The 26,949-nt window shown below is 61.0% G+C and carries 32 protein-coding genes and 1 pseudogene; 18 read left to right on the top strand and 15 right to left on the bottom strand.

The genetic code is table 11. The annotated features are described in order from the left end of the window. Positions 1-36: 36 nt before the first annotated feature. The 4 genes from ACX3YD_RS00980 to pilG all read right to left on the bottom strand — a co-directional run bounded on the left by ACX3YD_RS00980 (position 37) and on the right by pilG (position 3,601). The gene (locus tag ACX3YD_RS00980) at positions 37-2,097 is read right to left on the bottom strand and encodes a methyl-accepting chemotaxis protein (protein WP_103402794.1); all 2,061 of its coding nucleotides are present in this window, start codon (positions 2,095-2,097) and stop codon (positions 37-39) included. Between the two features lie 126 nt (positions 2,098-2,223). After that, positions 2,224-2,763, bottom strand: coding sequence for a chemotaxis protein CheW (locus ACX3YD_RS00975; RefSeq protein WP_458959087.1), 540 nt, complete (start codon positions 2,761-2,763; stop codon positions 2,224-2,226). Between the two features lie 10 nt (positions 2,764-2,773). Next, positions 2,774-3,139: a twitching motility response regulator PilH gene (pilH, locus tag ACX3YD_RS00970; protein WP_047539122.1), complete on the bottom strand. Its 366-nt coding sequence runs from the start codon at positions 3,137-3,139 to the stop codon at positions 2,774-2,776. A gap of 57 nt (positions 3,140-3,196) precedes the next feature. Beyond that, positions 3,197-3,601: a twitching motility response regulator PilG gene (gene pilG, locus ACX3YD_RS00965; protein ID WP_047539125.1), complete on the bottom strand. Its 405-nt coding sequence runs from the start codon at positions 3,599-3,601 to the stop codon at positions 3,197-3,199. A 373-nt stretch (positions 3,602-3,974) separates the two neighbouring features. Here pilG and gshB point away from each other — a divergent pair, with 373 nt between their 5' ends. Then, entirely contained in the window at positions 3,975-4,946 is a 972-nt protein-coding gene (gene gshB / locus ACX3YD_RS00960) for a glutathione synthase (RefSeq protein WP_458959086.1), read from the top strand. 163 nt (positions 4,947-5,109) lie between these two features. Beyond that, complete coding sequence (locus ACX3YD_RS00955) at positions 5,110-6,009, top strand: energy transducer TonB (protein WP_103402797.1); 900 nt, start codon at positions 5,110-5,112, stop codon at positions 6,007-6,009. Here ACX3YD_RS00955 and ACX3YD_RS00950 read toward each other — a convergent pair. Then, positions 6,004-6,105, bottom strand: a pseudogene (locus tag ACX3YD_RS00950) (outer membrane lipoprotein carrier protein LolA); the annotation flags it as partial. The gene ACX3YD_RS00955 and the pseudogene ACX3YD_RS00950 sit on opposite strands and share 6 nt — an antisense overlap. A gap of 108 nt (positions 6,106-6,213) precedes the next feature. On the opposite strand from ACX3YD_RS00950, the gene ACX3YD_RS00945 reads away from it, so the two are divergent. From ACX3YD_RS00945 to ACX3YD_RS00925, 5 genes are all read left to right on the top strand, one after another. Beyond that, the gene (locus ACX3YD_RS00945) at positions 6,214-6,786 is read left to right on the top strand and encodes a YqgE/AlgH family protein (protein WP_458959085.1); all 573 of its coding nucleotides are present in this window, start codon (positions 6,214-6,216) and stop codon (positions 6,784-6,786) included. Then, entirely contained in the window at positions 6,786-7,223 is a 438-nt protein-coding gene (ruvX, locus tag ACX3YD_RS00940) for a Holliday junction resolvase RuvX (RefSeq protein ID WP_047534506.1), read from the top strand. Before ACX3YD_RS00945 ends, ruvX begins: the two co-directional genes overlap by 1 nt. 94 nt (positions 7,224-7,317) lie before the next feature. After that, the gene (pyrR, locus tag ACX3YD_RS00935) at positions 7,318-7,821 is read left to right on the top strand and encodes a bifunctional pyr operon transcriptional regulator/uracil phosphoribosyltransferase PyrR (RefSeq protein WP_047534509.1); all 504 of its coding nucleotides are present in this window, start codon (positions 7,318-7,320) and stop codon (positions 7,819-7,821) included. A gap of 27 nt (positions 7,822-7,848) precedes the next feature. Beyond that, positions 7,849-8,853, top strand: coding sequence for an aspartate carbamoyltransferase catalytic subunit (locus ACX3YD_RS00930; protein WP_047534513.1), 1,005 nt, complete (start codon positions 7,849-7,851; stop codon positions 8,851-8,853). Then, positions 8,850-10,121, top strand: coding sequence for a dihydroorotase (locus ACX3YD_RS00925; RefSeq protein WP_047534516.1), 1,272 nt, complete (start codon positions 8,850-8,852; stop codon positions 10,119-10,121). Before ACX3YD_RS00930 ends, ACX3YD_RS00925 begins: the two co-directional genes overlap by 4 nt. A 93-nt stretch (positions 10,122-10,214) precedes the next feature. On the opposite strand, the gene ACX3YD_RS00920 is transcribed toward ACX3YD_RS00925, so the two are convergent. Next, the gene (locus ACX3YD_RS00920) at positions 10,215-10,646 is read right to left on the bottom strand and encodes an NINE protein (RefSeq protein WP_103402802.1); all 432 of its coding nucleotides are present in this window, start codon (positions 10,644-10,646) and stop codon (positions 10,215-10,217) included. Between the two features lie 250 nt (positions 10,647-10,896). Between ACX3YD_RS00920 and ACX3YD_RS00915 the strand changes: the two genes are divergently transcribed. Then, entirely contained in the window at positions 10,897-11,517 is a 621-nt protein-coding gene (locus ACX3YD_RS00915) for a C40 family peptidase (RefSeq protein WP_103402803.1), read from the top strand. 130 nt (positions 11,518-11,647) lie between these two features. On the opposite strand, the gene ACX3YD_RS00910 is transcribed toward ACX3YD_RS00915, so the two are convergent. Then, positions 11,648-12,682: a type IV pilus twitching motility protein PilT gene (locus ACX3YD_RS00910; RefSeq protein ID WP_103402804.1), complete on the bottom strand. Its 1,035-nt coding sequence runs from the start codon at positions 12,680-12,682 to the stop codon at positions 11,648-11,650. 57 nt (positions 12,683-12,739) lie between these two features. On the opposite strand from ACX3YD_RS00910, the gene ACX3YD_RS00905 reads away from it, so the two are divergent. From ACX3YD_RS00905 to ACX3YD_RS00865, 9 genes are all read left to right on the top strand, one after another. Next, on the top strand, positions 12,740-13,426 hold the full coding sequence (locus tag ACX3YD_RS00905) for a YggS family pyridoxal phosphate-dependent enzyme (RefSeq protein WP_103402805.1): 687 nt from the start codon (positions 12,740-12,742) through the stop codon (positions 13,424-13,426). A gap of 34 nt (positions 13,427-13,460) precedes the next feature. After that, positions 13,461-14,279, top strand: a complete 819-nt coding sequence (gene proC, locus ACX3YD_RS00900; RefSeq protein WP_047534527.1) for a pyrroline-5-carboxylate reductase — start codon at positions 13,461-13,463, stop codon at positions 14,277-14,279. Positions 14,280-14,303: 24 nt separating this feature from the next. Then, positions 14,304-14,891 carry a YggT family protein gene (locus ACX3YD_RS00895; protein ID WP_047534529.1) on the top strand — a complete coding sequence of 196 codons (588 nt, stop codon included), beginning with the start codon at positions 14,304-14,306 and terminating at the stop codon, positions 14,889-14,891. 206 nt (positions 14,892-15,097) lie between these two features. After that, positions 15,098-16,237 (top strand): homoserine O-succinyltransferase MetX, encoded by a 1,140-nt coding sequence (metX, locus tag ACX3YD_RS00890; RefSeq protein ID WP_458959084.1) that lies wholly within the window; start codon positions 15,098-15,100, stop codon positions 16,235-16,237. Between the two features lie 7 nt (positions 16,238-16,244). Then, a complete protein-coding gene (metW, locus tag ACX3YD_RS00885; protein ID WP_103402809.1) occupies positions 16,245-16,865 on the top strand; it encodes a methionine biosynthesis protein MetW in 621 nt (206 codons plus the stop codon). 25 nt (positions 16,866-16,890) lie between these two features. After that, positions 16,891-17,325, top strand: a complete 435-nt coding sequence (locus ACX3YD_RS00880) for a DUF4426 domain-containing protein (protein WP_103402810.1) — start codon at positions 16,891-16,893, stop codon at positions 17,323-17,325. Beyond that, complete coding sequence (rdgB, locus tag ACX3YD_RS00875; protein ID WP_047534541.1) at positions 17,322-17,918, top strand: RdgB/HAM1 family non-canonical purine NTP pyrophosphatase; 597 nt, start codon at positions 17,322-17,324, stop codon at positions 17,916-17,918. Before ACX3YD_RS00880 ends, rdgB begins: the two co-directional genes overlap by 4 nt. Beyond that, positions 17,915-19,120, top strand: a complete 1,206-nt coding sequence (gene hemW / locus ACX3YD_RS00870; protein ID WP_458959083.1) for a radical SAM family heme chaperone HemW — start codon at positions 17,915-17,917, stop codon at positions 19,118-19,120. Before rdgB ends, hemW begins: the two co-directional genes overlap by 4 nt. Positions 19,121-19,129: 9 nt before the next feature. Beyond that, positions 19,130-19,453 (top strand): DUF3392 domain-containing protein, encoded by a 324-nt coding sequence (locus tag ACX3YD_RS00865; protein WP_047534544.1) that lies wholly within the window; start codon positions 19,130-19,132, stop codon positions 19,451-19,453. Between the two features lie 118 nt (positions 19,454-19,571). Here ACX3YD_RS00865 and trmB read toward each other — a convergent pair whose 3' ends face one another. From trmB to ACX3YD_RS00845, 4 genes are all read right to left on the bottom strand, one after another. After that, positions 19,572-20,297 carry a tRNA (guanosine(46)-N7)-methyltransferase TrmB gene (trmB, locus tag ACX3YD_RS00860; protein ID WP_458959082.1) on the bottom strand — a complete coding sequence of 242 codons (726 nt, stop codon included), beginning with the start codon at positions 20,295-20,297 and terminating at the stop codon, positions 19,572-19,574. A 9-nt stretch (positions 20,298-20,306) separates the two neighbouring features. Continuing rightward, a complete protein-coding gene (locus tag ACX3YD_RS00855) occupies positions 20,307-21,101 on the bottom strand; it encodes a thiazole synthase (RefSeq protein ID WP_103402814.1) in 795 nt (264 codons plus the stop codon). Between the two features lie 60 nt (positions 21,102-21,161). Then, the gene (thiS, locus tag ACX3YD_RS00850) at positions 21,162-21,362 is read right to left on the bottom strand and encodes a sulfur carrier protein ThiS (protein WP_161793944.1); all 201 of its coding nucleotides are present in this window, start codon (positions 21,360-21,362) and stop codon (positions 21,162-21,164) included. A gap of 71 nt (positions 21,363-21,433) precedes the next feature. Beyond that, a complete protein-coding gene (locus ACX3YD_RS00845) occupies positions 21,434-21,814 on the bottom strand; it encodes a DUF423 domain-containing protein (RefSeq protein ID WP_047534549.1) in 381 nt (126 codons plus the stop codon). A gap of 74 nt (positions 21,815-21,888) precedes the next feature. Here ACX3YD_RS00845 and mtgA point away from each other — a divergent pair, with 74 nt between their 5' ends. Further along, positions 21,889-22,611, top strand: coding sequence for a monofunctional biosynthetic peptidoglycan transglycosylase (mtgA, locus tag ACX3YD_RS00840; protein WP_047534552.1), 723 nt, complete (start codon positions 21,889-21,891; stop codon positions 22,609-22,611). A 177-nt stretch (positions 22,612-22,788) separates the two neighbouring features. On the opposite strand, the gene rpoH is transcribed toward mtgA, so the two are convergent. From rpoH to ftsY, 4 genes are all read right to left on the bottom strand, one after another. After that, complete coding sequence (gene rpoH / locus ACX3YD_RS00835) at positions 22,789-23,643, bottom strand: RNA polymerase sigma factor RpoH (RefSeq protein ID WP_047534555.1); 855 nt, start codon at positions 23,641-23,643, stop codon at positions 22,789-22,791. 113 nt (positions 23,644-23,756) lie between these two features. Beyond that, positions 23,757-24,779: a permease-like cell division protein FtsX gene (ftsX, locus tag ACX3YD_RS00830; protein ID WP_103402816.1), complete on the bottom strand. Its 1,023-nt coding sequence runs from the start codon at positions 24,777-24,779 to the stop codon at positions 23,757-23,759. Further along, positions 24,776-25,447 carry a cell division ATP-binding protein FtsE gene (gene ftsE, locus ACX3YD_RS00825; protein ID WP_003229148.1) on the bottom strand — a complete coding sequence of 224 codons (672 nt, stop codon included), beginning with the start codon at positions 25,445-25,447 and terminating at the stop codon, positions 24,776-24,778. The genes ftsX and ftsE overlap by 4 nt, the downstream gene beginning before the upstream one ends. After that, complete coding sequence (gene ftsY, locus ACX3YD_RS00820) at positions 25,444-26,829, bottom strand: signal recognition particle-docking protein FtsY (protein WP_458959081.1); 1,386 nt, start codon at positions 26,827-26,829, stop codon at positions 25,444-25,446. The genes ftsE and ftsY overlap by 4 nt, the downstream gene beginning before the upstream one ends. Between the last annotated feature and the right edge of the window lie 120 nt (positions 26,830-26,949).

The raw sequence follows: 26,949 nt of genomic DNA, 5'->3' as shown, positions 1-26,949 counted from the left end.
ACCACTTCAGTCAAAATGCCAACGCCCGAAGGCGGTTCAAGCGTTGTCCGTCGCCTGCGCCTGGGCGGCCGGCAAGGTGAAACCGGACACCGACCGCCGCAACTGGCTGGCCATTTTCGCCAGGTTGCCAATGCTCTCGGCGGTGGCGGTGGAACCTGACGAGGTCTGCGTCGTGATTTGCTGGATCACATTCATCGTCAGGGAAATCTGACCGGCAGACGACGTCTGTTGTTGTGCGGCATTGGAAATACTCTGGATCAGCGCCGCCAGTGTCTTGGAAACCCCTTCGATTTCTTCCAGGGCCACACCGGCATCCTGCGCCAGCCGCGCCCCTCGCACCACTTCGGTGGTGGTCTGCTCCATGGAAATCACGGCTTCATTGGTGTCGGTCTGAATCGCCCGCACCAGGGTTTCGATCTGCCGGGTCGCGGCAGATGAACGCTCGGCCAGACGTTGCACTTCATCGGCGACCACCGCGAAGCCGCGCCCGGCATCACCGGCCATGGACGCCTGGATCGCCGCATTGAGCGCGAGGATGTTGGTTTGATCGGCAATGTCATCGATCAGGCTGACAATGTCGCCGATTTCCTGGGATGACTCGCCAAGACGCTTGATTCGCTTGGCGGTGTCCTGAATTTGTTCGCGGATGTTGTCCATGCCGTGGATGGTGTTGTGCACCACCTCGTTGCCCTTGTTGGCGATTTCCACCGAACGCTCGGCCACCGCCGAAGATTCGGCGGCGTTGGCCGACACCTGGTCGATGGACTCGGCCATCTCGTTGATGGCGGTAGACGCTTCGGCGATCTGCTGCGCCTGATGCTCCGACGCCTGTGCCAGATGCATCGCGGTGGCCTGGGTTTCCTGCACGGCGGCCGCGACCTGGCCGGCCGTCAGGTTGATGGTCGCCACCAGGTCGCGCAGTTGGTCCACGGAATAGTTGATCGAATCGGCGATGGTGCCGGTGAAATCTTCGGTAACCGATGCCGTGACTGTCAGGTCGCCATCGGCCAGGTCCTCGATCTCATCGAGCAGACGCATGATCGCGTTCTGGTTGCGCTCGTTTTTCTCGGCGGTTTCCCGCAGTTGGCGATTGGTTTCACGCACCATCACCAAACCGATGAGGATGATCGAGGTTAACGCCAACAAACCCAGCACGTAACCGCCGATGGTATCGGTCGTGCGCCCACCCGCCAGGTTTTCGAAACCGCTGGCCAGGTGCGAGGCTTCATCGAGCAGGGTTTGCGACAGGCTGAAAATGCTGGTGGCCGATTCGCGCACCTTGAGCAGTTCGGGCGAGGTTTCGAGGATTTCGTCCACTGAGCCGGAGACGAACTCGAACAGCTCGGAAATCTCGGTCAGTCGCGCGCGCGCATCGCGGTCTTCGACCTGGCTTATCCTCTGCGACACGTTGCCCTGAAGCATGCCGTTGAGCACCAGACCGAAACGCGCCGCGTCACGACCGAAAGCGTCGGCGGCCTGTTGCGAGTTTTCGTCGCCGGACAATACCGTGTTCACCGCGCCGAGAATCCGCTCGGCCAGCAGCGATTGACGCTGGGCCATCGCCACCTGCCCCGCCGGGGCGCCGCGTTGCAGCAGGATCTCCACCACTTTTTCGTATTCGACCTGCAACTGCGGCACGGTTTCGGCGAGGGTGGCGGCCACCTGATGCAACGACAACACGGTCTGCTCGCTGGAAAGAATGGCGTCGGTGTTCTTCAGCAGGCGTTCCCAATCCAGTTGCACGGCGCGCATTTCCGGGCGCACGGTAGCCGGCGCTGGCGGCAGGCCGGTCGCCGGGTCGCCTTTCTTCAGATAGCCCCAGCGCTGGGCAAAATCATTGCGCGCATCGCTGAGCAGCTTGAATGCCGCGGCCTTGCCGGCGGCGGCCTCGGTGGCGTTTTTGGCAATGCGCTGGGACAGCACGCGCAATTCGCCAGCGTGGCCGATGTACTGTTTATCGTAGGTGGCCTGGGTGTTGAGATACGCGAAGTTGGCGAACAGCAGCATGATGAAGATGATCAGTGCGATGAACAGCACGATGATCTGCGACCGACTGCGCGACCCTTCCATTGGCTTGCCTGTTTTTGCTTTTATCATCGGTCACCAACACCCTTTAAAGCTTGCCGAAGTCCCTGCGGGAGCGAGTTTGCTCATCCAGGCGCCGCGGCGCATCAGGAAAACCGCGTTATCGTTCAATCGCGAGCAGGCTCGCTCCCACAGGGTTTACAGGGCGACGTTCATGAATCCCTGGGATCGCGCCAATGCAAACGGGCTGAACACCCGCCAATGCTGCTCGCCCTGAAAACAGCCTTCGACGAACGCCGCCACCGGCCCCTGCAATTCGTCAGCGGGTAGGGCCTCCAGGCTGTCCCGAGCGAAGTGCTGGAGGCCGAAGACTTCGTCGACCATCAAGCCGGCAAACACATCGTCGTGCTCCACCACCAATACCCGTCGCTGCCTTCGCGCGGTCGACAGCTCGTAACCAAAAAAGCCACACAGGTCCATGATCGGCAATAACCGCCCGCGCAAGTTGGCCACACCCTTGACCCAGGGCTTGACCCCGGGCAGTTGCGTGAAGCGCGGTTCGTGCAGCACTTCGCCGACTTCGCCCATGGGCGCGACATACCAGTGTTCGCCCACACGAAAGCCGATGCCACTCCAGCTGTCCTGCCGGGGCGGCTGGGACGGCAAGTCCGCGGCCAGCAGACGACAACGCTGGTCGATCTGCAGCAGGAGCTCGAAGGCGGTCAGTGACTCGCTCATGGCTGGACGATCAACCGGGCAATACGTTGTTCAGGGTCTTGATCAGGGTTTCTTCGTCGACGGGTTTGGTCAGGTAGTCCCTGGCCCCTTGGCGCGTCCCCCAGACCTTGTCGGTTTCCTGATCTTTGGTGGTGATGATGATCACCGGGATATGCCCGGTTTCCGGGTCCTTGGTCAACTGACGGGTCGCCTGAAACCCGTTGAGGCCGGGCATGACGATGTCCATCAACACGGCGTCAGGCTTTTCCTGGCGGGCCAGGGCCACGCCGTCGGCGCCGTTTTCGGCTTTCAATACTTCATGACCATGCTTTTCCAGCATACCGGTCAGTTTGTACATCTCAGTCGGCGAATCATCGACGATCAGAATACGTGCCATGGTCTTCCCCATTCTTGTCGGCGCCAGGCCCGTTGGCCGAGCGTCACTGTAGGTGTCTTACTGCGGCAAAACGGCGGCAAAGCCCGGAACATGGGCCTGGATCGCGTTCAGCAGTTCTTCCTTGCTGAAAGGCTTGGTCAAAAACTGGTCGGAGCCGACGATACGCCCCTTGGCCTTGTCGAACAGCCCGTCCTTGGACGACAACATAATCACTGGCGTGGACTTGAACGCTTGGTTGTTCTTGATCAAAGCGCAGGTCTGATAGCCATCCAGGCGCGGCATCATGATGTCGACAAAGATGATTCCGGGGTGATTGTCGGCGATCTTGGCCAGGGCATCGAAACCGTCGATGGCGGTGATCACTTCACAGCCCACGTTTTTCAACAGCGTTTCGGCGGTGCGACGAATCGTCTTCGAGTCGTCGATCACCATGACCTTCAAGGCGCTGGAATGCTGTTCCATAAATGCTCTGCCGTCGCCTTTGCGAATCAAATTGTCCATTTCCGGTAACCGGAGGGCTCGAAACCCTTGATGTTCAAGGGCCAGTACCACTTGGCAGCCTTTTTAGCACAGTCTCCAACACCAATCTATCGGCCAGCCTTCGCAGTGGTTTTTCCTTGACCGGGAACACACTCAGCGCCACTCTGACGCCACTTTACGGCCTGATCTTTTGTAGGAGCGAGCCGGCTCCGGGCGGCGTTCCGACGATGGTCGTCAACGATGACGCAGGCTGGCTGGAAAAACGCGGTGCCCTCAAGCCCATCGTCGGAACGCCGCCCGGAGCAGGCTCGCTCCTACAGATCACACATACGCCCCTACTTTCGAGGAAACACCCATGAGCGTTCGCGTCGGGATTGTCATGGACCCTATTGCCAGCATTTCCTATAAAAAGGATAGCTCGCTGGCCATGCTGTTGGCCGCGCAGAAGCGCGGCTGGGAACTGTTCTATATGGAACAGCGCGACCTGTACCAGGCAGAAGGCCAGGCCCGGGCGCGGATGCGTCCTTTGAAGGTCTTCGCCAACCCGGAAAAGTGGTTCGAACTGGACGCCGAGCAGGACAACCTGCTGAGTGATCTGGACGTGATCCTGATGCGCAAGGATCCTCCGTTCGACATGGAGTTCGTCTACTCCACCTATCTGCTGGAGCAGGCCGAGCGTGCTGGCGTGCTGGTGGTCAACAAGCCGCAGAGCCTGCGTGACTGCAACGAAAAACTGTTCGCCACGTTGTTCCCGCAGTGCACGCCGCCGACCATCGTCAGCCGTCGCCCGGATGTGCTGCGCGAATTTGCCGACCACCACGGGGACGTGATCCTCAAGCCGCTGGACGGCATGGGCGGCTCGTCCATTTTCCGCCACACCGCGGGCCACCCGAACCTGTCGGTGATCCTCGAGACCCTGACCCTGCACGGTCAGCAGCAGATCATGATCCAGGGCTACCTGCCCGCCATCATCGATGGTGACAAACGTATCCTGATGATCGACGGCGAACCGGTGGACTACTGCCTGGCGCGCATTCCCGCCGCGGGTGAAACCCGTGGCAACCTGGCCGCCGGTGGCCGTGGCGAAGCGCGTCCGCTGACCGAGAAAGATCGCTGGATCGCCGCGCAAGTCGGCCCGACCCTGCGGGAAAAAGGCCTGCTGTTCGTGGGTCTGGACGTCATTGGCGAGCACCTGACGGAAATCAACGTCACCAGCCCGACCTGCATTCGCGAGATCGATAATGCGTTCGGTACCGACATTGGCGGCCTGCTGATGGAGGCTATCGACAAGAAGCTGCAAGCTGCAAGCTCCAAGCTCCAAGCTTGAAGCGCACGCGAGCTTGCCTCTCCCTTGTAGCTTGAGGCTTGAGGCTTGAGGCTTGAGACTGCACCTCTACATCTTGTCGCTCGACACTTGAAGCTTGAAGCTAAAAACCAACATTGCGTTATCATGCCCAGCCCACGAAAACGCGATGTTGGTTTTTTGCCCCATGACCCTCCCGTCCGATCTGCCCGCCGAACTCGCCCACCGTGGCGTGCGCCCGGCTGATCGCCTCGGTTTTACCCTGTTTCTCGCGGCGCTGATTCACCTGGCCTTGCTGCTGGGCGTCGGCTTCACGATGGTCGAGCCCAAGCAAATCAGCAAAACCCTGGAAATCACCCTCGCCACTTTCAAAAGCGAAAAGAAGCCTGAGAAAGCCGACTTCCTCGCCCAGGAAAATCAACAAGGCAGCGGCACTCTGGATAAAAAGGCGATCCCCAAGACCACCGAGGTCGCGCCGTTCCAGGACAACAAGGTTCAGAAAGTCACGCCACCGCCAGCGGCCAAGCCTGAAGTGCGGGAGGCACCGCCCAAGGCGGCCGTGACCACCGTCGCGCCGAAGCCAAAAAAAGCCCCAGCCAAGACCGAAGAGCCCAAGACCGACACCAAACCCGCCGTGGCCGCGCCGACGTTTGACACTGAACAGTTGTCCAGCGACATCGCCAGCCTGGAAGCGGAACTGGCCAATGAACAACAGTTGTACGCCAAGCGCCCGCGCATCCACCGCCTGAGCGCTGCCTCGACCATGAAAGACAAGGGCGCCTGGTACAAGGAAGATTGGCGCAAGAAAATCGAGCGCATCGGCAACCTCAATTACCCCGAAGAAGCCCGGCGCCAACAGATTTACGGCAGTTTGCGGCTGATGGTGTCGATCAACCGTGACGGCTCGCTGTATGAGGTGCTGGTGCTGGAGTCCTCCGGGCAACCGTTGCTGGATCAGGCGGCACAGCGCATCGTGCGCCTGGCCGCGCCCTTCGCTCCATTTACCGGGGATCTGTCGGATATTGACCGGCTGGAAATCATTCGCACCTGGAAGTTTGCCCGTGGGGACAGACTCTCAAGCAACTGATACCAACACAAATCCCCCTGTAGGAGCGAGCCTGCTCGCGATAAACCTGAGAGCACCGCGTAGTGTCAACCTTGCAGCGTTATCGTTGACGACCATCGCGAGCAGGCTCGCTCCTACAGGGATTGTGTCGCCAACAGCAATTTGCGGCATTTCCTGCGCATCCCCAGCTTGTCAGTTTGCCCCTCCAACGCCACACTAGCGCTCATGAAAAACGTCAGCCCCAGCTACCTCAAGCATCAATTCCTGATCGCCATGCCGCACATGGTCGACCCGAACTTTGCGCACACCTTGACCTACATCGTCGAGCACACGGCCAACGGTGCCATGGGGCTGGTGGTCAACCGTCCGCAAGACCTGAATCTGGCCGATATCCTCGAGCAATTGCGCCCGGATATCGAACCACCTGCACTCTGCCAGCATGTGCCGATTTTCATCGGTGGCCCGGTGCAGACCGATCGCGGGTTTGTCCTGCATCCTTCGGGGCAGAGCTATCAGGCGACCGTTGATCTGGAAGGCGATTTATCCCTGTCGACCTCCCAGGACGTCCTGTTCGCCATCGCCGACGGCGTCGGCCCGGCGAAAAGCCTGATCGCCCTCGGTTATGCGGGCTGGGAAGCCGGGCAACTGGAAGCCGAACTGGCGCAGAACGCCTGGCTGACCTGCCCGTTCGACGCCGACATCCTGTTCAACACCAGCTGTGAATTGCGCCTCGAAGCAGCCGCCAAGCACCTGGGCATCAACCTCAGCCTGCTGACCAGTCAGGCGGGGCACGCCTGATGGCCCTGCGGCTGATCCTGGGATTCGACTACGGCACCAAACAGATCGGCGTTGCGGTCGGCCAGGTGATTACCGGCCAGGCCCGCGAGCTGTGTACCCTGAAAGCGCAGAACGGCATTCCCGACTGGGATCAGGTCGAAGCCCTGATCAAGGAATGGAAACCTGACGCCGTGGTGGTCGGCCTGCCGCTGAACATGGACGGCACGCCCAGCGACATGTGCGTCCGCGCGGAAAAGTTCGCCCGTCGCCTGAATGGCCGCTTCAACCTGCCCTTCTATACCCACGACGAACGCCTGACCACGTTCGAGGCCAAGGGCGAACGCCGTGATCGTGGCGGCCAGAAAGGCAGTTACCGCGACAACCCGGTCGATGCCATCGCCGCCGCCCTGCTGCTGCAAGGCTGGCTCGACGAAAACAGCGCATTGTTCGAATCCTGATGCACCCAATCCTGAAGAGTCGCCATGCGGCTCTTTTAGTAACAACCCGAGCCAACCCAAGCACAACCCGACTCGGGCCCAAGAAGGAGCAACCATGAGCCTGCCCAATCCCACCGAACTGATCAGCCAGATGGCGATCCGTCTCAAGGCACACCTGGAACACCGTGGCATCAGCGAACCGCGTTACATCGGCATTCGCACCGGCGGCGTCTGGGTCGCCCAGGCCCTGCTCAAAGAGCTGGGCAGCCATGAGCCCCTCGGCACGCTCGACGTTTCCTTCTACCGCGACGACTTCAGCCAGAACGGCTTGCACCCGCAAGTGCGTCCGTCTGCCCTGCCGTTCGAAATCGAAGGCCAGCACCTGGTGCTGATCGACGACGTACTGATGAGCGGTCGGACCATCCGCGCGGCCATGAACGAACTCTTCGACTACGGGCGTCCGGCCAGCGTGACGCTGGTGTGCCTGCTGGACCTGGATGCCGGCGAACTGCCGATCCGCCCGAACGTGGTTGGCGCCACGCTGTCACTCGCCGCCCACGAGCGCGTGAAGCTGTCCGGCCCGGAGCTCAAACTCGAAGTGCAAGACCTCGCCCTTTAATTCGCCCTATTGAGAGTCCCCCTTGCGATGACGCCTCTAGAAACCAAGCGCCCGCTGCAGCTCAATGATCAGGGCCAGCTGCGCCACTTCCTCTCGCTCGACGGTTTGCGCCGCGAGCTGCTGACGGAAATCCTCGACACCGCCGACTCGTTCCTCGAAGTCGGCGCCCGCGCGGTGAAGAAGGTCCCGCTGCTGCGCGGCAAGACCGTGTGCAACGTGTTCTTCGAGAACTCCACCCGCACCCGCACCACCTTCGAACTGGCGGCCCAGCGCCTGTCGGCGGACGTGATTACCCTGAACGTGTCCACGTCTTCGGCGAGCAAGGGTGAAACCCTGCTCGACACCTTGCGCAACCTGGAAGCCATGGCGGCCGACATGTTTGTCGTGCGTCACGGTGATTCCGGCGCCGCGCACTTCATCGCCGAACACGTGTGCCCGCAGGTGGCGATCATCAACGGCGGCGACGGCCGTCACGCCCACCCGACCCAGGGCATGCTCGACATGCTCACCATCCGCCGGCACAAGGGCGGCTTCGAGAACCTCTCGGTGGCCATCGTCGGCGACATCCTGCACTCGCGGGTGGCCCGCTCGAACATGCTGGCGCTGAAAACCCTGGGCTGCCCGGACATCCGCGTGATCGCGCCGAAAACCTTGCTGCCGATCGGCATCGAGCAATACGGCGTGAAGGTCTACACCGACCTGGCCGAAGGCCTGAAAGACGTCGACGTGGTGATCATGTTGCGTCTACAGCGCGAGCGCATGACCGGCGGCCTGCTGCCGAGCGAAGGTGAGTTCTACCGCCTGTTCGGCCTGACCACTGCGCGCCTGGCCGGCGCCAAGCCCGATGCCATCGTGATGCACCCGGGGCCGATCAACCGTGGCGTGGAGATTGAGTCGGCGGTGGCCGACGGCCCGCACTCGGTGATCCTCAACCAGGTGACCTACGGCATCGCCATTCGTATGGCCGTTTTGTCCATGGCCATGAGCGGGCAGACTGCCCAGCGCCAATTCGAGCAGGAGAACGCCCAGTGAAGCTCAGCATTCTCGGCGCCCGCGTGATCGATCCAGCCAGCGGCCTGGATCAAGTTACCGATATCCACATTGAAGCCTGCAAGATCGTCGCCATTGGCGCCGCACCGGCCGGTTTCGTCGCCGTCGACACCCTTGACGCCAAAGGCCTGGTGGCCGCCCCTGGCCTGGTCGACCTCAACGTTGCCCTGCGCGAACCGGGCTACAGCCGTAAAGGCTCGATCGTCAGCGAAACCCGCGCGGCCGCGGCCGGTGGCGTGACCAGCCTGTGCTGCCCGCCCAAAACCAAACCGGTACTGGACACTTCGGCGGTGGCCGAACTGATCCTCGATCGCGCCCGCGAGGCCGGCAACACCAAAGTCTTCCCGATCGGCGCCCTGAGCAAAGGCCTGGACGGCGAACAGCTGGCCGAGCTGGTCGCGTTGCGCGATGCCGGCTGCGTGGCCTTCGGCAACGGTCTGGAGAGTTTCCGCAACACCCGCACCCTGTGCCGGGCGCTGGAGTACGCGGCAACCTTCGACCTGACGGTGATTTTCAACTCCCAGGACCATGACCTGGCCGAAGGCGGTTTGGCCCACGAAGGCCCGACCGCCAGTTTCCTCGGCTTGCCGGGTATTCCGGAAACCGCCGAGACCGTGGCCCTGGCCCGGGACCTGCTGCTGGTCGAGCAAACCGGCGTGCGCGCGCACTTCAGCCAGCTCACCAGCGCTCGCGGTGTGGCCCTGATCGCCCAGGCCCAGGCCCGTGGCCTGAAGGTCACCGCGGATGTCGCCCTGTACCAGTTGATCCTGACTGACGAAGCGCTGATCGACTTCAGCAGTCTGTATCACGTCCAGCCTCCGCTCCGCACCCGCGCCGACCGCGAGGGTCTGCGTGCGGCAGTGAAGTCAGGTGTGGTGTCGGCGATTTCCAGCCACCACCAACCCCACGAACGCGACGCCAAACTGGCGCCGTTCGGTGCCACCGAGCCCGGCATCAGCAGCGTCGAACTGCTGCTGCCATTGGCGATGACGCTGGTGGAAGACGGTTTGCTGGACTTGCCGACCCTGCTGGCGCGCCTTGGCGCCGGTCCTGCCGAGGCCTTGCGCCTGCCGGCCGGCAAACTGGCGGTGGGTGGCGCGGCGGATATCGTACTGTTCGACCCTGCGGCTTCGACCGTGGCCGGGGAAACCTGGCTGTCCAAAGGCGAGAACTGCCCGTTCATCGGGCACAGCCTGCCGGGCCTGGTGCGTTACACCTTGGTGGATGGACGGATCAGTCACCAGGCGTAAGACCGTGTCACCCCAATCGCTAGCAGGGCTAGCTCCCACGGGGATTTGTGTGGTTCACAGATCCCGTGTGGGAGCTAGCCTGCTAGCGATGGCTTACTGAAAGGCAGCTCGATTCTGCGCGTTGCGAATCGAAACCTGATCATTCAGCGTCCAGAAGTCATACAGCACTCCCACGAAGAACAGTCCGCCCGTCAGCAGGTAGATCAACCCGCTGATCCATTTCCCCTGGTACATCCGGTGCACACCGAACACCCCGAGAAACGTCAGCAGAATCCACGCGACGTTGTATTCGATCGGGCCGGCGGTGAACCGCAGGTCGGCTTCACGGTCCATGGACGGGATCAGAAACAGGTCGATCAACCAGCCAATCCCCAACAAACCGAAGGTGAAGAACCAGATCGTCCCCGTGACCGGTTTGCCGTAATAAAAGCGGTGAGCGCCGGTGAAACCGAAAATCCACAGCAGGTAACCGATCACTTTGCTGTGGGTATCTTGATGGGGTACGGGTTGTTGATAGGTGTTCATGGATGACCTCGATTCACACGATAGATAAATATTCTTGAATTCTTTGTGACTTTTTTACGAGCACCCGACGTATGGCAAATGGTACGTTGTCTCCCGTCAAAGCCTTATAACACCTGACTTCTGTCCGACAATGGCGTCTTTTTGCCGCTCATTTGGTTCCGTTGACCCCCAGGTTGAATCGACCAACGGCCTCGGAAGGGACAAAAAAGCTGTTATAAAGTTGCGCGCTAACCCATACGAGCCCTGCCTAATGCGTCCATTTATAAAGACATGGCTAACCATTTGCCTATTATTGCCACTGGCCGCCCACGCCACCAATCGTGAGCAACGTCTTCCGAACGTTAATGGTTACACCCCGAAATCCCATGCTTCTGCTCCTTCGAACAAAAGCAAAAAATCAGTCAAACACGCTCCACAGCTGGCCAGCAACAAAAAAGGCCTGGTTCCGCCGATGGCGAACAAGGAAAGCAGCAATGTGCTGAGCCGTGCGGTCAACGTCCTCGGTACCCCGTATCGTTGGGGCGGCAGCAGCCCTAGCAAAGGCTTCGACTGCAGCGGTCTGGTGAAATACGCGTTCAACGACGCCACGTTTGACCTGCCACGCACCTCCAATGCCATGGCCAGCGGTCACGGCGAGAAGGTCAATCGCAACGACCTGAAGCCAGGCGACCTGATTTTCTTCAACATCAAGAGCCGTCGAGTCAATCACGTTGCCATCTACCTGGGCAACGACCGCTTCATCCACGCACCGCGTCGTGGCAAGTCGGTGACCATCGACACACTGAAGAAGCCGTACTGGGAAAACCACTACGCCGTGGCCAAACGGGTTCTGCCGAAAGAACCGCATCAGATGCGGGTTGTTCAGCGCTGATTACATCCGCTGGAACCTGCTTCGAATGTAACGACCTCTTCGCGAGAACGCTCGCTCCCACATTGGAATGCATTCCCCTGTGAGAGCGAGCTTGCTCGCGAAGCCTCCTGTAAAGCGCTACAGCTTCCCCTCAGAAATTATCCGGTGACCGCGCCTTCTCCCGCGCATGGTCGCGAGTGACCAGGCCCTTGGTCACCAGCTCCTTCAGGCTCATGTCCAGCGTCTGCATGCCCAGCGACCCACCTGCCTGAATCGATGAATACATCTGCGCCACCTTGTCTTCGCGGATCAGGTTCCGGATCGCCGACGTGCCGAGCATGATCTCGTGGGCCGCCATACGTCCGCCGCCAATCTTCTTGACCAGGGTCTGGGAAACCACTGCCAGCAACGACTCGGACAACATCGAACGCACCATCGGCTTCTCATCCCCCGGAAACACGTCGATGATCCGGTCGATGGTCTTCGCCGCCGAGGTGGTATGCAGCGTGCCAAACACCAGATGGCCGGTCTCGGCTGCCGTCAACGCCAGGCGAATGGTTTCCAGGTCGCGCATCTCGCCCACCAGAATGACATCCGGGTCTTCGCGCAGGGCTGAACGCAAGGCCGCGGGGAAGCTGCGGGTGTCGCGATGGACTTCACGCTGATTGATCAGGCATTTGCGCGATTCGTGGACGAACTCGACAGGGTCTTCGATGGTAAGGATATGGTGGTGACGATGGTTGTTCAGGTAATCGATCATCGCCGCCAGCGTCGTGGACTTGCCGGAGCCGGTCGGGCCGGTGACCAGCACCAGGCCACGGGGAGCGTCGGTCATTTTGCGAAACACATCGCCCATGCCCAACGCCTCCATGCTCAAGACCCTGGAGGGGATGGTGCGAAACACGGCGCCGGCACCACGACTCTGGTTGAACGCATTGACCCGAAAACGGGCCACACCAGGCAGATCAAAGGAAAAGTCGGTTTCCAGGTGCTTTTCGAAATCCACCCGCTGGGTGTCGTTCATGATGTCGTAGATCAGCGCCTGCACTTCCTTGTGGTCCAGGGGTGGCAGGTTGATGCGCCGCACATCGCCATCGACTCGAATCATCGGCGGCAGGCCTGCGGACAGATGCAGGTCGGATGCGCCTTGTTTGGCGCTGAACGCCAGCAGCTCAGTGATATCCATAGCACGCCTCAATTCCAGTAGAATGCCGCCAACCTCAGACCCGCTGGCGCCCCTTGAATGTCCACGATAGCAGACAACATTGCACTGGTTAGTTCGCGCATCCGCGCTGCCGCCCTCGCCGCCAACCGGGACGAACACAGCGTCCAGCTGCTGGCCGTGAGCAAGACCAAACCCGCACAAGCCCTGCGCGAAGCCTATGCCGCCGGCCTGCGCGACTTTGGCGAAAACTACTTGCAGGAAGCCCTGGGCAAGCAGCTCGAATTGGCCGACCTGCCCTTGATCTGGCACTTCATCGGCCCCATTCAATCGAACAAGACTCGCGCAATCGCCGAGCATTTCGCCTGGGTGCATTCCGTGGATCGCCTGAAAATCGCACAACGCTTGTCGGAACAGCGACCTGCCGATCTGCCACCGTTGAACATCTGCATCCAGGTCAACGTCAGCGGTGAGGCCAGCAAATCCGGCTGCACCCCGGCCGACCTGCCGGCCCTGGCCAATGCCATCAGCGCCCTGCCTCGCCTCAAGTTGCGCGGATTGATGGCGATTCCCGAGCCGACTGAAGATCGCGCCGCCCAGGATGCCGCCTTTGCTGCCGTGCAGAATCTGCAAGCCAGCCTGAATCTGCCGCTCGACACACTTTCCATGGGCATGAGCCACGATCTCGAATCGGCCATCGCTCAAGGCGCCACCTGGGTCCGCATTGGTACGGCCCTGTTTGGCGCTCGCGACTACTCACAGCCTTGATCCATGGCTTACACACTTTTTATAAGGACCTGACATGAGCAAGACGCGTATTGCCTTTATCGGTGCCGGCAACATGGCCGCCAGTCTGATCGGCGGCCTGCGGGCCAAAGGCCTGGACGCCGCGCAGATCCGCGCCAGCGATCCGGGTGAAGAAACCCGCGCCCGCGTGAGCGCCGAACACGGCATCGAAACCTTTGCCGACAACGCACAGGCCATCGACGGTGCCGATGTGGTCGTGCTGGCGGTCAAGCCTCAAGCAATGAAAGCGGTCTGCGAAGCGATCCGTCCAAGCCTGAAGCCTGAGCAACTGGTGGTTTCGATTGCCGCCGGCATCACCTGCGCCAGCATGAATAACTGGCTCGGCGCCCAACCGATCGTGCGCTGCATGCCCAACACCCCGGCACTCCTGCGCCAGGGCGTGAGCGGCTTGTTCGCCACCGCCCAGGTGACCGCCGAACAACGCCAACAGGCGCAAGAGCTGCTGTCGGCCGTCGGTATCGCCCTCTGGCTGGACGAGGAGCAGCAACTGGACGCGGTCACCGCGGTATCCGGTTCCGGCCCGGCGTACTTCTTCCTGCTGATCGAAGCCATGACCGCCGCGGGCGTGAAACTCGGCCTGCCAGCCGACATCGCCGCTCAACTGACCCTGCAAACCGCACTGGGCGCTGCTCACATGGCGGTCTCCAGCGACGTCGACGCCGCTGAACTGCGTCGCCGCGTCACCTCGCCGGCGGGCACCACGGAAGCGGCGATCAAATCGTTCCAGGCCGGCGGCTTCGAAGCGCTGGTAGAAAAAGCATTGGGCGCCGCCGCGCACCGCTCGGCCGAAATGGCAGAGCAACTCGGTCGCTAATCAGCTCTTACAAAGGAATAAATGATGCTCGGACTCAATGACGCTGCCATTTTCGTGATTCAAACCCTGGGCAGCCTGTATCTGCTGGTCGTGCTGTTGCGCTTTATCCTGCAACTGGTGCGGGCCAACTTCTACAACCCGCTCTGCCAGTTCGCCGTGAAGGCCACTCAACCGTTGCTCAAGCCACTGCGCCGGGTCATCCCGAGCATGTTCGGGCTGGACATGTCGTCGCTGGTGTTGGCGCTGATCGTGCAAATGGTGCTGTTCGCCGTCATCCTGCTGCTCAGCGGCTACAAGGTGGACGTGCTGTTCCTGGTGCCATGGGGTTTGATCGGCATTTTCGCGCTGTTTTTGAAAATCCTGTTCTGGGCGATGATTATCAGCGTGATCCTGTCCTGGGTCGCTCCGGGCAGCCATAACCCTGGCGCAGAGCTGGTGCAGCAGATCACTGAACCGGTACTCGCGCCGTTCCGCCGGATCATTCCGAACCTGGGCGGCCTCGACATCTCGCCCATCTTCGCCTTTATCGCGCTGCAGTTGCTGCAGAGCTGGCTGATTCCGCGCCTGGCGTACTACGCCCTGATGCCAAAAGAGCTGTTCGGGCTGATCTGACACTGATGCGGCGGCCTAGTTGAGCGAGTCATCGCTCATCGCGGGCAAGCCCTGCACACCACATGGGAATCTGTACTCCTGTGGGAGCGGGACTTGCCCGCGATGGCCGCACCTCGGTCTTTCAGGAAAAATCAGGCCCGCCCTTTGCTTGCCGCTAACCCCACTGGTCTTTAGACTTACGCCTCATTTCAACGAGAGCAGGGTCGATGCCAGCTGCCTTCCCCCCCGATTCTGTTGGTCTGGTGACGCCGCAAATGGCGCACTTCAGCGAACCCCTGGCGTTGGCCTGCGGTCGTTCGCTACCGGCCTATGACCTGATTTACGAGACCTACGGCACGCTGAACGCCACGGCGAGCAACGCCGTGCTGATCTGTCACGCCTTGTCCGGGCACCACCACGCGGCCGGCTATCACAGCCCCGACGACCGCAAACCCGGTTGGTGGGACAGCTGCATCGGCCCCGGCAAGCCCATCGACACCAACAAGTTCTTTGTGGTCAGCCTGAACAACCTCGGTGGCTGCAACGGCTCCACCGGCCCAAGCAGTATCAATCCCGAGAGCGGCAAGCCGTTTGGCGCCGACTTTCCGGTGCTGACCGTGGAAGACTGGGTGCACAGCCAGGCGCGCCTCGCCGACGTGCTCGGCATCGGCCAATGGGCAGCCGTCATCGGCGGCAGCCTGGGCGGCATGCAGGCCCTGCAGTGGACCATCACTTACCCGGACCGCGTACGGCACTGCCTGGCCATCGCCTCGGCACCGAAATTGTCGGCGCAGAACATCGCCTTCAACGAAGTGGCACGTCAGGCGATCCTCACCGACCCGGACTTCCATGGCGGTTCGTTCCAGGAACACGGCGTGATCCCCAAGCGCGGGCTGATGCTGGCGCGGATGGTCGGGCACATTACCTACCTGTCCGACGACTCCATGGGCGAAAAATTCGGTCGCGGCCTGAAAAGCGAGAAGCTCAACTACGACTTCCACAGCGTCGAGTTCCAGGTCGAAAGCTACCTGCGCTACCAGGGGGAAGAATTCTCCGGGCGGTTCGACGCCAACACGTACCTGCTGATGACCAAGGCCCTGGACTACTTCGATCCGGCCGCCAATTTCGATGATGACCTGGCCAAGACCTTCGCCGGTGCCACCGCCAGGTTCTGCGTGATGTCGTTCACCACCGACTGGCGCTTCTCCCCTGCCCGCTCGCGGGAACTGGTGGACGCGCTGATGGCCGCGCGCAAGGACGTCTGCTACCTGGAGATCGACGCACCGCAGGGCCACGACGCCTTCCTGATTCCGATCCCGCGCTACTTGCAGGCGTTCGGCAATTACATGAACCGCATAACGTTGTGAGATAGCCATGAGAGCTGATCTGGAAATCATCCAGGAATGGATCCCCGCCGGTAGCCGCGTGCTCGACCTCGGTTGCGGCGATGGCGAGCTGCTGACCTGGCTGCGCGACAACAAGCAGGTCACCGGTTATGGCCTGGAAAACGACGCGGACAACATCGCCCAATGCGTGGCCAAGGGCATCAATGTCATCGAACAGGACCTGGACAAGGGCCTGGGCAACTTTGCCAGCAACAGCTTCGACGTCGTGGTCATGACCCAGGCGCTGCAGGCGGTGCATTACCCGGACAAGATCCTCGACGAAATGCTGCGGGTCGGTCGCCAGTGCATCATCACCTTCCCCAACTTCGGTCACTGGCGCTGCCGCTGGTACCTGGCCAGCAAGGGACGGATGCCGGTTTCCGAGTTCCTGCCGTACACCTGGTACAACACGCCGAACATCCACTTCTGCACTTTCGAAGACTTTGAAGCCTTGTGTCGCGAACGTGAAGCCAAGGTCATTGATCGGCTTGCCGTGGATCAACAGCATCGGCACGGGTGGGCCAGTAAGCTATGGCCTAATCTGTTAGGTGAGATCGGTATCTACCGCGTCAGCAGCCCGGGGCTTGCAGACCATAAGGTCGCGGTCTGAATCACCACATTCCGAGGAGAAAATCATGGGTCGTCTAGCGCTGTTTCTACTCACCGCCTGCCTGAGCGTCACGGCCATGGCCGCCGACGTCATCAAGAGCGAGCGCCAGGAAACCTTTGGCGACGTGACGGTGCACTACAACACCTTCAACTCCACGTACCTGACGCCGGACATCGCCAAGTCGGCCGAACTTATTCGCAGCAAGACTCAAGGCGTGATCAATATTTCGGTGATCAAGGACGGCAAGCCGCAGATGGCGCAAGTCTCCGGCACGGTCAAAGACCTGACCAGCCAGAGCGTGCCATTGAGCTTCAAACAGGTCACCGAGCAGGGCGCCATTTACTACATCGCCCAGTACCCTGTGCCTCAACAGGAAACCCGCACCTTCGAAATCAAGGTGCAGACCGGTGACAAAATCAACACCATCAATTTCAACCAAGAGCTCTTCCCCGGCGAATGATCAACTTCACGCAACTCGTACTGGCCAGCCACAACGCCGGCAAACTCAAGGAACTCCAGGCCATGCTCGGCGAATCGGTGCAACTGCGCTCGATCGGCGAGTTCAGCCAGGTCGAGCCTGAAGAAACCGGCCTGTCGTTCGTCGAGAACGCCATTCTCAAGGCCCGCAACGCCGCGCGCATTTCCGGCCTGCCGGCGCTGGCCGACGATTCCGGGTTGGCGGTGGACTTCCTCGGTGGCGCGCCGGGCATCTACTCGGCGCGCTATGCCGACGGCAAGGGCGATGCGGCCAACAACGCCAAACTGCTGGACGTCCTCAAGGACGTGCCCGAGGCCGAGCGCGGCGCGCAGTTCGTCTGTGTATTGGCGCTGGTGAGGCATGCCGACGATCCGCTGCCGATTCTCTGCGAAGGCCTGTGGCACGGTCGCATCCTGACTGAGGCCAGCGGCGAGCACGGCTTTGGCTACGACCCGCTGTTCTGGGTGCCGGAGCGCGATTGCTCCAGCGCCGAGCTGAGCCCGGGCGACAAGAACCAGATCAGTCACCGCGCCCGCGCAATGGATCTGCTGCGCCAGCGTCTGGGCCTGAAATGACCCACGACCGCTCCGCGTCACCGCTGATCTTCGGCGGTGCCGCGCAATCGCCTCGGGCGGCCCTGCCGGTCTTGCCGCCCCTGGCGCTGTACATCCACATCCCGTGGTGTGTGCGCAAATGCCCTTACTGCGACTTCAACTCCCATACCGCCAGCCCGGTGCTGCCGGAAGAAGAGTACGTCGACGCCTTGCTGGCCGATCTTGATCAGGACCTGCACGCCGTCTACGGTCGGGAGTTGAGCTCGATTTTCTTCGGTGGCGGCACGCCGAGCCTGTTCAGCGCCGCGGCGTTGGGCCGACTGCTCAAAGGCGTTGAACAGCGCATCCCGTTTGCCCACGACATCGAAATCACCCTGGAAGCCAACCCCGGCACCTTCGAACAAGAGAAATTCGTCGCCTACCGGGCGCTCGGCATCAATCGCCTGTCGATCGGCATCCAGAGCTTCCAGCAGGCAAAACTCGAGGCCCTGGGGCGGATTCACAACGGCAACGAAGCGGTGCGAGCCGCAGGCATGGCGCGTCAGGCCGGGTTCGACAACTTCAATCTGGACCTGATGCACGGTCTGCCGGACCAGTCCCTGGAGGACGCCCTGAGCGACCTGCGCCAGGCCATCGCCCTGAAGCCGACCCACCTTTCCTGGTATCAGCTGACCCTGGAGCCGAACACCGTGTTCTGGAACCAGCCGCCGACGCTGCCGGAAGACGACACGTTGTGGGACATTCAGGAAGCCGGCCAGGCGCTGCTGGCCGAGCACGGTTACGCGCAGTACGAGGTCTCGGCCTACGCCCAACCGGGCCGCCCGGCACGGCACAACCTCAATTACTGGAGTTTCGGCGACTTCATTGGCATCGGTGCCGGCGCCCATGGCAAGCTCAGCCACCCGGACGGGCGCATCGTGCGCACCTGGAAGACTCGCCTGCCGAAGGACTACCTCAACCCGGCCAAAAGCTTCCAGGCGGGCGAGAAAGCCCTGACCAACGACGAGATGCCGTTCGAATTCCTGATGAATGCCCTGCGCCTGACCGAAGGGGTCGAGTCACGGCTGTACCCGGAACGCACCGGACTGCCCCTGGACACCCTGGCTGAAGCTCGCCGCGAGGCAGAACAAAGCGGCCTGTTGCAGGTCGAACCGTCACGTCTGGCGGCTACCGAGCGCGGACAGCTATTCCTCAACGACTTGCTGCAGAAGTTTCTGACATAAGGAAATCGAATGGATCTGGTACTCGACCTGCTCGCCACCGTTTCTCGCTGGAGCCGCAGCAATCTCTCGGAGATCGCCCTGGCTTTGATGGGCTGTCTGCTGGTGCTGTTTGGCGCGGACTTCAAAGGCTGGGTCGACCAACGACTGGGCAGCATCGCCGGCGCCTTGCGCGTGCCGCTGATGGCCCTGCTGTGCATGATCGGCAGCGGCGCCGCCCTGATCTACGCCACGCCGTGGATCGTTCGGGGCTTGAGCCAATTCAACAACTACAGCCTGGCGCCGGTGTTGCTGGTGGTGCTGGTGCTGATCGGCGTCGTCGCTGACCGCCGCTGATTTCAGCTGTACCAAACATCCACTGTAGGAGCGAGCCTGCTCGCGATGATCGTTAACGAAAACGCGGGGCATCTGGGGCCCCGCGTTGCTCTCTGGTTTTTCGCGAGCAGGCTCGCTCCTACGACTGCTTCTCGAACTTCAAATCCCACACACCATGCCCAAGACGCTCGCCACGGCGTTCGAACTTGGTGATCGGCCGCTCGGCCGGGCGTGGTACACACTTGCCGTCCTCGGCCAGGTTGCGATAACCCGGCGCGACGTTCATCACTTCCAGCATGTATTCAGCGTACGGCTCCCAGTCGGTGGCCATGTGCAGAATGCCGCCGACCTTCAACTTGCTGCGTACCAGCTCGGCGAACGACGCCTGAACGATACGACGCTTGTGATGACGGCTCTTGTGCCACGGGTCCGGGAAAAACAGCATCAGGCGATCGAGGCTGTTGTCGGCCACGCAACGGTTGAGCACTTCGATCGCATCGCAGTCGTAAACCCGCAGGTTGGTCAAACCCTGGGTCAGCACGCCGTTGAGCAACGCACCAACGCCCGGACGGTGCACTTCGACGCCGATGAAATCCTGCTCCGGCGAAGCTGCCGCCATTTCCAGCAGCGAATGGCCCATGCCGAAACCGATTTCCAGCGAGCGCGGTGCCGAGCGACCGAACACCTGGTCGAAGTCCACCGGCGCGCCGGCCAGGGGCAGCACGAACAGCGGCGTGCCCTGCTCCAGGCCACGTTGCTGGCCTTCGGTCATGCGCCCGGCACGCATCACGAAACTCTTGATGCGGCGGTGTTGGCGCTCGTCGCCTTCTCCCGTCTGGATAGGCGTGTCGTTCGATTCAGTCATCAATGGCTCTTACTTGATCAGACCATCCAGCGGCGAAGAGGCGCTGGCATAGAGTTTTTTCGGCATGCGGCCAGCGAGGTAAGCCAAACGGCCCGCAACGATGGCGTGTTTCATGGCTTCAGCCATCATGATCGGCTGTTGGGCGTGGGCGATCGCCGAGTTCATCAGCACAGCGTCACAACCCAGTTCCATGGAGATGGTAGCGTCGGAAGCGGTACCGACCCCGGCATCCACCAGCACCGGGATTTTGGCTTCTTCAAGGATGATCTGCAGGTTGTACGGGTTGCAGATCCCCAGGCCCGAACCGATCAGACCGGCCAGCGGCATCACCGCGATGCAGCCGATTTCCGCCAGTTGCCGGGCGATGATCGGGTCGTCGCTGGTGTAAACCATCACGTCGAAGCCCTCCTTGACCAGCGACTCGGCGGCCTTGAGGGTTTCGATCACGTTGGGAAACAGGGTTTTCTGGTCCGCCAGCACTTCCAGTTTCACCAGGTTGTGGCCATCGAGCAGCTCACGAGCCAGGCGGCAGGTGCGCACGGCCTCGACGGCGTCGTAGCAACCGGCGGTGTTCGGCAGAAAGGTGTAGCGATCCGGCGACAGGAAATCCAGCAGGTTCGGTTCGCCCTCGTTCTGACCAAGGTTGGTACGGCGCACGGCGAAAGTGACGATCTCGGCACCCGAGGCCTCGATGGCCAGGCGGGTTTCTTCCATGTCACGGTATTTGCCGGTACCCACCAGCAAACGCGACTGGTAAGTACGACCGGCCAGGACGAAAGGCTTGTCGCTACGAACGATGCTCATGGGAAATCCTCTGTAGGAGTGAGGGTCTTGCAGAATTGTTGGCCCATGCAGGCCAGACGGCTAGCCGCCGCCGATGGCATGCACGACTTCGACGCTGTCGCCGTCGTTGAGCGTGGTATCGGCATGCTGGCTGCGCGGAACGATATCCAGATTGAGTTCCACCGCCACCCGGCGTCCGGTCAGGTCCAGACGGGTCAGCAGGGCCGCAACGGTTTCACCGTCGGGCAGTTCAAAGGATTCGCCGTTCAACTGAATGCGCATGCCGGATGCCGCCATCATTTTTAGGGGCTGGCATTCTAGCCCGATCGTGACCTAAAGGTCAGCAACAAGCGTCAAGCGGTAAGCTGCAAGCGCCAGGCGGCAAGGCCCAGGCAAAACCAGCCCACCAGAAACGCCAGCCCGCCGAACGGGGTGATGATGCCGAGCTTGCTGAAACCGGTGAGCGTCAGCACGTACAGGCTGCCGGAGAACAGCAGGATACCGATGGCAAAGGACGCTCCGGCCCAAGTGATCAGCCGACCGGGAATCTGCGTGGCCAGCAGCGCCACACCCAGCAACGCCAGGGTATGCACCAGCTGATAAGTAACGCCGGTGTGGAAAATGGCCAGGTACTCGGCACTCAGGCGATTTTTCAGACCGTGGGCGGCGAACGCGCCAAGGCCGACACCGGTGAAACCGAAAAAAGCGGCCAGCATCAGAAAGCCACGCAGCATGAAGAACTCCAGTCAGACGCAATCAACAGGGTCTGTATAATGGCCCGCTCAACGGGTTCGGCCAAGCCATCTCTATGCTGCGTATATATTTCCGTCGTTTCACGAAGGCCGTGCTCTGGTTCATGGGCGGCAGCGTATTGCTGGTGCTGATATTTCGCGTAGTGCCACCACCGGGTACGGCATTGATGGTCGAACGCAAGATTGAATCGTGGTTCAACGGCGAGCCCATTGACCTGCAACGCACCTGGAAGCCCTGGGATGAAATCTCGGACGACCTGAAGGTCGCGGTAATCGCCGGGGAGGATCAGAAATTCCCGGAGCACTGGGGCTTTGACTTCGGGGCGATCCAGGCCGCACTGGCCCATAACGAGCTCGGCGGCACGGTTCGCGGCGCCAGCACCCTGAGCCAGCAGGTCTCGAAAAACCTGTTCCTGTGGTCAGGTCGCAGCTGGTTGCGCAAAGGCCTGGAGGCCTGGTTTACCGGACTGATCGAAGTGTTCTGGCCCAAGCAGCGGATTCTTGAGGTGTATCTCAACAGCGTCGAGTGGGATGACGGGGTATTTGGTGCCGAGGCCGCTGCACGACATCATTTTGGCATCAGCGCGAAAAACCTCAGCCGCCAGCAATCGAGTCTATTGGCTGCCGTGCTGCCAAACCCGCGCGTGTGGAGCGCCAGCCATCCGACTTCGTACGTTTCGCGGCGTGCGGGGTGGATACGGCAGCAGATGAGCCAGTTGGGGGGGGACAGCTATTTGATTGGACTGAACGATTCCCGCCGGGCGCCGTGGTCTCAGTAACAAGCGTATCCCCTGTGGGAGTGAGCCTGCTCGCGATGAGGTCATCACATTAAACATTGATGTCGACTGATCCGACGCCATCGCGAGCAGGCTCGCTCCCGCATTGGGTATGTGTGAGGCCAGAAACAAAAACGCCCCGATCAATGATCGGGGCGTTTTTTATTGCCTGCTTGCCGGTTACGCGGCAATCGACAACTTGAGTTTGTTCATCGCGCTCTTCTCGAGCTGACGAATACGCTCGGCCGACACGTTGTACTTCTGCGCCAGGTCGTGCAGCGTGGCTTTTTCTTCTGCCAGCCAACGCTGATAGAGGATGTCTCGGCTGCGGTCGTCCAGCACTTCCAGCGCTTCGTGCAGGTTGTGATTGGAGTTGTCGCTCCAGTCGGCATCTTCCAGTTGACGGGCCGGGTCGTACCGGTGGTCTTCCAGGTAGTTGGCCGGCGACTGAAAAGCACTGTCGTCGTCAGCTTCGGCAGCCGGGTCGAAGGCCATGTCATGGCCGGTCAGGCGACTTTCCATCTCGCGCACTTCCCGCGGCTCTACGCCGAGGCTTTCCGCCACGCGATGGACTTCCTCGTTGTTCAACCAGGCCAGGCGTTTCTTCTGACTACGCAGGTTGAAGAACAGCTTGCGCTGGGCCTTGGTGGTCGCGACCTTCACGATCCGCCAGTTGCGCAGGATGAATTCGTGGATTTCCGCCTTGATCCAGTGCACGGCAAAGGACACCAGGCGCACGCCCATTTCCGGGTTGAAGCGCTTCACGGCCTTCATCAGGCCGACGTTGCCTTCCTGGATCAGGTCAGCCTGAGCCAGACCGTAGCCGGAATAGCTACGGGCGATATGAACGACAAAACGCAGGTGGGCGAGCACCATCTGCCGAGCCGCCTCAAGATCCTGCTCATAGTAGAGACTCTCGGCCAGTTCACGCTCCTGCTCCGGCGTCAGCAACGGAATGCTGTTCACCGTGTGCACATAGGCCTCCAGGTTCGCACCCGGGACCAGAGCATATGCAGGTTGCAAAGAATTGGTCATACGAAAAAACCTCCGACTTACATAACTCGTGCAGTTAAGCACTGCGAAAATTGACCAGAAACCGTAGAACAAGTTCCCATAAACGCTGAAAGGTCAATACGAGCAAAATGATACTACTTAGGCGCAAGCTCCCTCAGGTGGCGTGCGACTGCAATCCATGCACCGATATACCCCAACAGCACAGCGCCAAGCAAGAGTGACAGACCGTCGGCAACCGGCACTCCGGCCAGCGCGAAATTGCTGCCGTACAAACCGGCCAGTCCGACTACCGCGTCATTCAGCCAGTCAAGGCCAAACGCCAATACGCCCCAGGAAAAAATCCCCGCACCGAAGCCATAAAGCGCGCCCATATAGAGAAAGGGCCTGCGCACATAGCTGTCAGTGCCGCCGACCAGTTTAATCACTTCGATCTCTGTGCGGCGGTTTTCAATATGAAGACGAATGGTATTGCCTATCACCAAAAGTAATGCAGAAACCAGAAGCACGGTCAGACCGAAGACAAAACGGTCGCCCAGCTTGAGAATGGCTGCCAGACGCTCCACCCAGACTAAATCAAGCTGCGCCTGCTGTACCTTCGGCAGATCGGAAAGTTTTTGTCTTAATGCTTCAAGTGTCGGCTTATCGACTTCTTTCGGTGTCACCAGGACCACGCCGGGTAGCGGGTTTTCCGGCAACTCCTTGAGGGCGTCGCCCAGGCCGGACTGCTGCTGGAACTCTTCCAGCGCCTGATCCCGGCCAACGTATTCGGCATCGGCCACGCCCGGCATGCCCTTGATCTGCGCGCGTAGCGCCTCGCCCTCAGCCGGGCTGGCTTCGAGCTGCAAGTACAGTGAAATCTGCGCAGCACGCTGCCAGGAACCACCCAGACGCTCAACGTTACTTAGCAAAAGTGACAGACCCATGGGCAAACTCAGGGCCACCGCCATCACCATGCAGGTGAAAAAGCTGCCGATGGGCTGTTTACCCAGCCGGCGCAGACTGTCCAGCAGGCTGGCGCGATGGCTCTCGATCCACGCGCGAAACAGCGTCGCGAAGTCCGGGCCATCATCGTCGTCGCCTTTTTTCCTGGTCGGTTGCGGATCGGCGGCCTTCGGCGCCACGCGTTCTGAAACCTTCGGACTGCGAGTCGCACTCATACGCCGGCCTCCCCGTCGCCGATCAATCGACCGCGCTGCAGGGTCAGCATGCGGTGGCGCATGCGCGCGATCAGTGCCAGGTCGTGACTGGCGATCAATACGCTGGTGCCCAGACGGTTGATGTCTTCGAACACGCCCATGATTTCCGCCGCCAGCCGCGGGTCGAGGTTACCGGTCGGTTCGTCCGCCAGCAGCAAAGCCGGACGGTGAACGATGGCGCGGGCAATGCCGACGCGTTGTTGCTGACCGGTGGAGAGGTCGCCGGGGTACAGATCGGTCTTGTCCGACAGCGCCACGCGCTCCAGGGCCGAATCCACACGCTTGGCGATTTCCGCCTTGGACAGGCCAAGAATCTGCAGCGGCAGCGCGACGTTGTTGAACACCGTGCGATCAAACAACAATTGATGGTTCTGGAACACCACGCCGATCTGCCGGCGCAGGAATGGAATCTGTGCGTTGCTGATGGTACTCAGGTCTTGCCCGGCCAACAGCAACTTGCCGCTGGTGGGTCGCTCCATGGCCAGCAGCAGGCGCAACAACGTACTTTTACCGGCACCGGAATGGCCGGTTACAAACAAAAACTCACCGCGACGCACTCGAAAGCTCAGCTCATGCAAGCCGACGTGACCGTTCGGGTAGCGTTTACCGACCTGTTCGAAACGAATCATGAACGCTCCCGCTCGGCAAACAGTGCCTGGACAAAGGGTTCAGCTTCAAAAGTGCGCAAATCGTCGATGCCTTCACCGACACCGATGTAGCGGATCGGCAGACCGAACTGCTTGGCCAGGGCAAAAATCACCCCGCCCTTGGCGGTTCCGTCGAGCTTGGTCAGTGCCAGGCCCGTCAGCTCGACGGTCTGGTTGAACTGTTTGGCCTGGTTGATGGCGTTCTGGCCGGTGCCGGCGTCGAGCACCAGCAACACTTCGTGCGGTGCATCGGCGTCGAGCTTGCCGATCACCCGGCGAACTTTTTTCAGCTCTTCCATCAGGTTGTCTTTGGTGTGCAGACGACCGGCCGTGTCGGCGATCAACACATCGATGCCACGGGCCTTGGCGGCCTGCACGGCGTCGAAGATCACCGAAGCCGAGTCGGCGCCGGTGTGCTGGGCAATCACCGGAATCTTGTTGCGCTCCCCCCAGACCTGCAATTGCTCGACCGCTGCGGCACGGAAGGTGTCACCGGCGGCGAGCATGACTTTCTTGCCTTCCAGCTGCAGTTTCTTCGCCAGCTTGCCGATGGTGGTGGTCTTGCCGGCACCGTTGACGCCGACGACCAGAATCACGAACGGCTTGTTTTGCGAGGTGATTTTCAGCGGCTGCTCGACGGGCTTGAGCATGGCCGCCAGCTCGGCTTGCAGGGACTTGTACAAGGCATCGGAATCAGCCAGCTCCTTGCGCGCGACCTTCTGGGTCAAGCGCTGAATGATCACCGAAGTGGCTTCGACCCCGACGTCGGCGGTCAGCAGACGGGTTTCGAGATCATCGAGCAGCTCATCGTCGATGGCTTTCTTGCCCAGAAACAGGCTGGCCATGCCTTCGCCGATGCTGGCGCTGGTCTTGGACAGGCCTTGCTTGAGGCGGGCGAAGAAACCGGCCTTGGTTTCTTCGGTACGGACTGGCTCGACCGGCACGACGGCAGGTGCAGGCTCTGGCGCTTTGACAACCGGCGCGGCAACCACCGGCTCAATCACTGGCGCCCGAACCGGCTCTTGCGCCACTGGCGTGTGCACAGGAATCGGCGGCGTCACGTGTGGCGCCTGCTCATCTTCGACCAGGGCCACCGGCTCTTCCGCCACCGGCAACGTCAGCCAGGGCTGAGCGACCGGGGTCTGTGGCAATTCGGTCGGGGCTTCGTCAGCAGGCGCGGCAACCGGTTGCAGCACTGGCTCGGCGATTGGCAACACAACGGGCGCTGGCGTTGGCGTTGGTTCAGGAATTGGCTGTGGCTGTTCGACGGCGGGTTCCTGCGGCTTTTTGCGCAGCCATCCGAACAGGCTTTTCTTTTCGCCAGCCGCAGCTGGGGTCTTCTTGTCGTCGTTGGAACCAAACATGGGGGACGGCTATCTCACGGTAGCGACGCGCCAACGGGCGCCCCGGCAAATAAATATTCGATGCAGAACAGACTGCGATTGACCCAGCTTGTTCACGCGCAACATTTTGTCGAGGCGCTC

Source organism: Pseudomonas fluorescens group sp. PF-1 (genome assembly GCF_054481335.1).
This window is presented reverse-complemented; position numbering and strand designations above follow the sequence as displayed.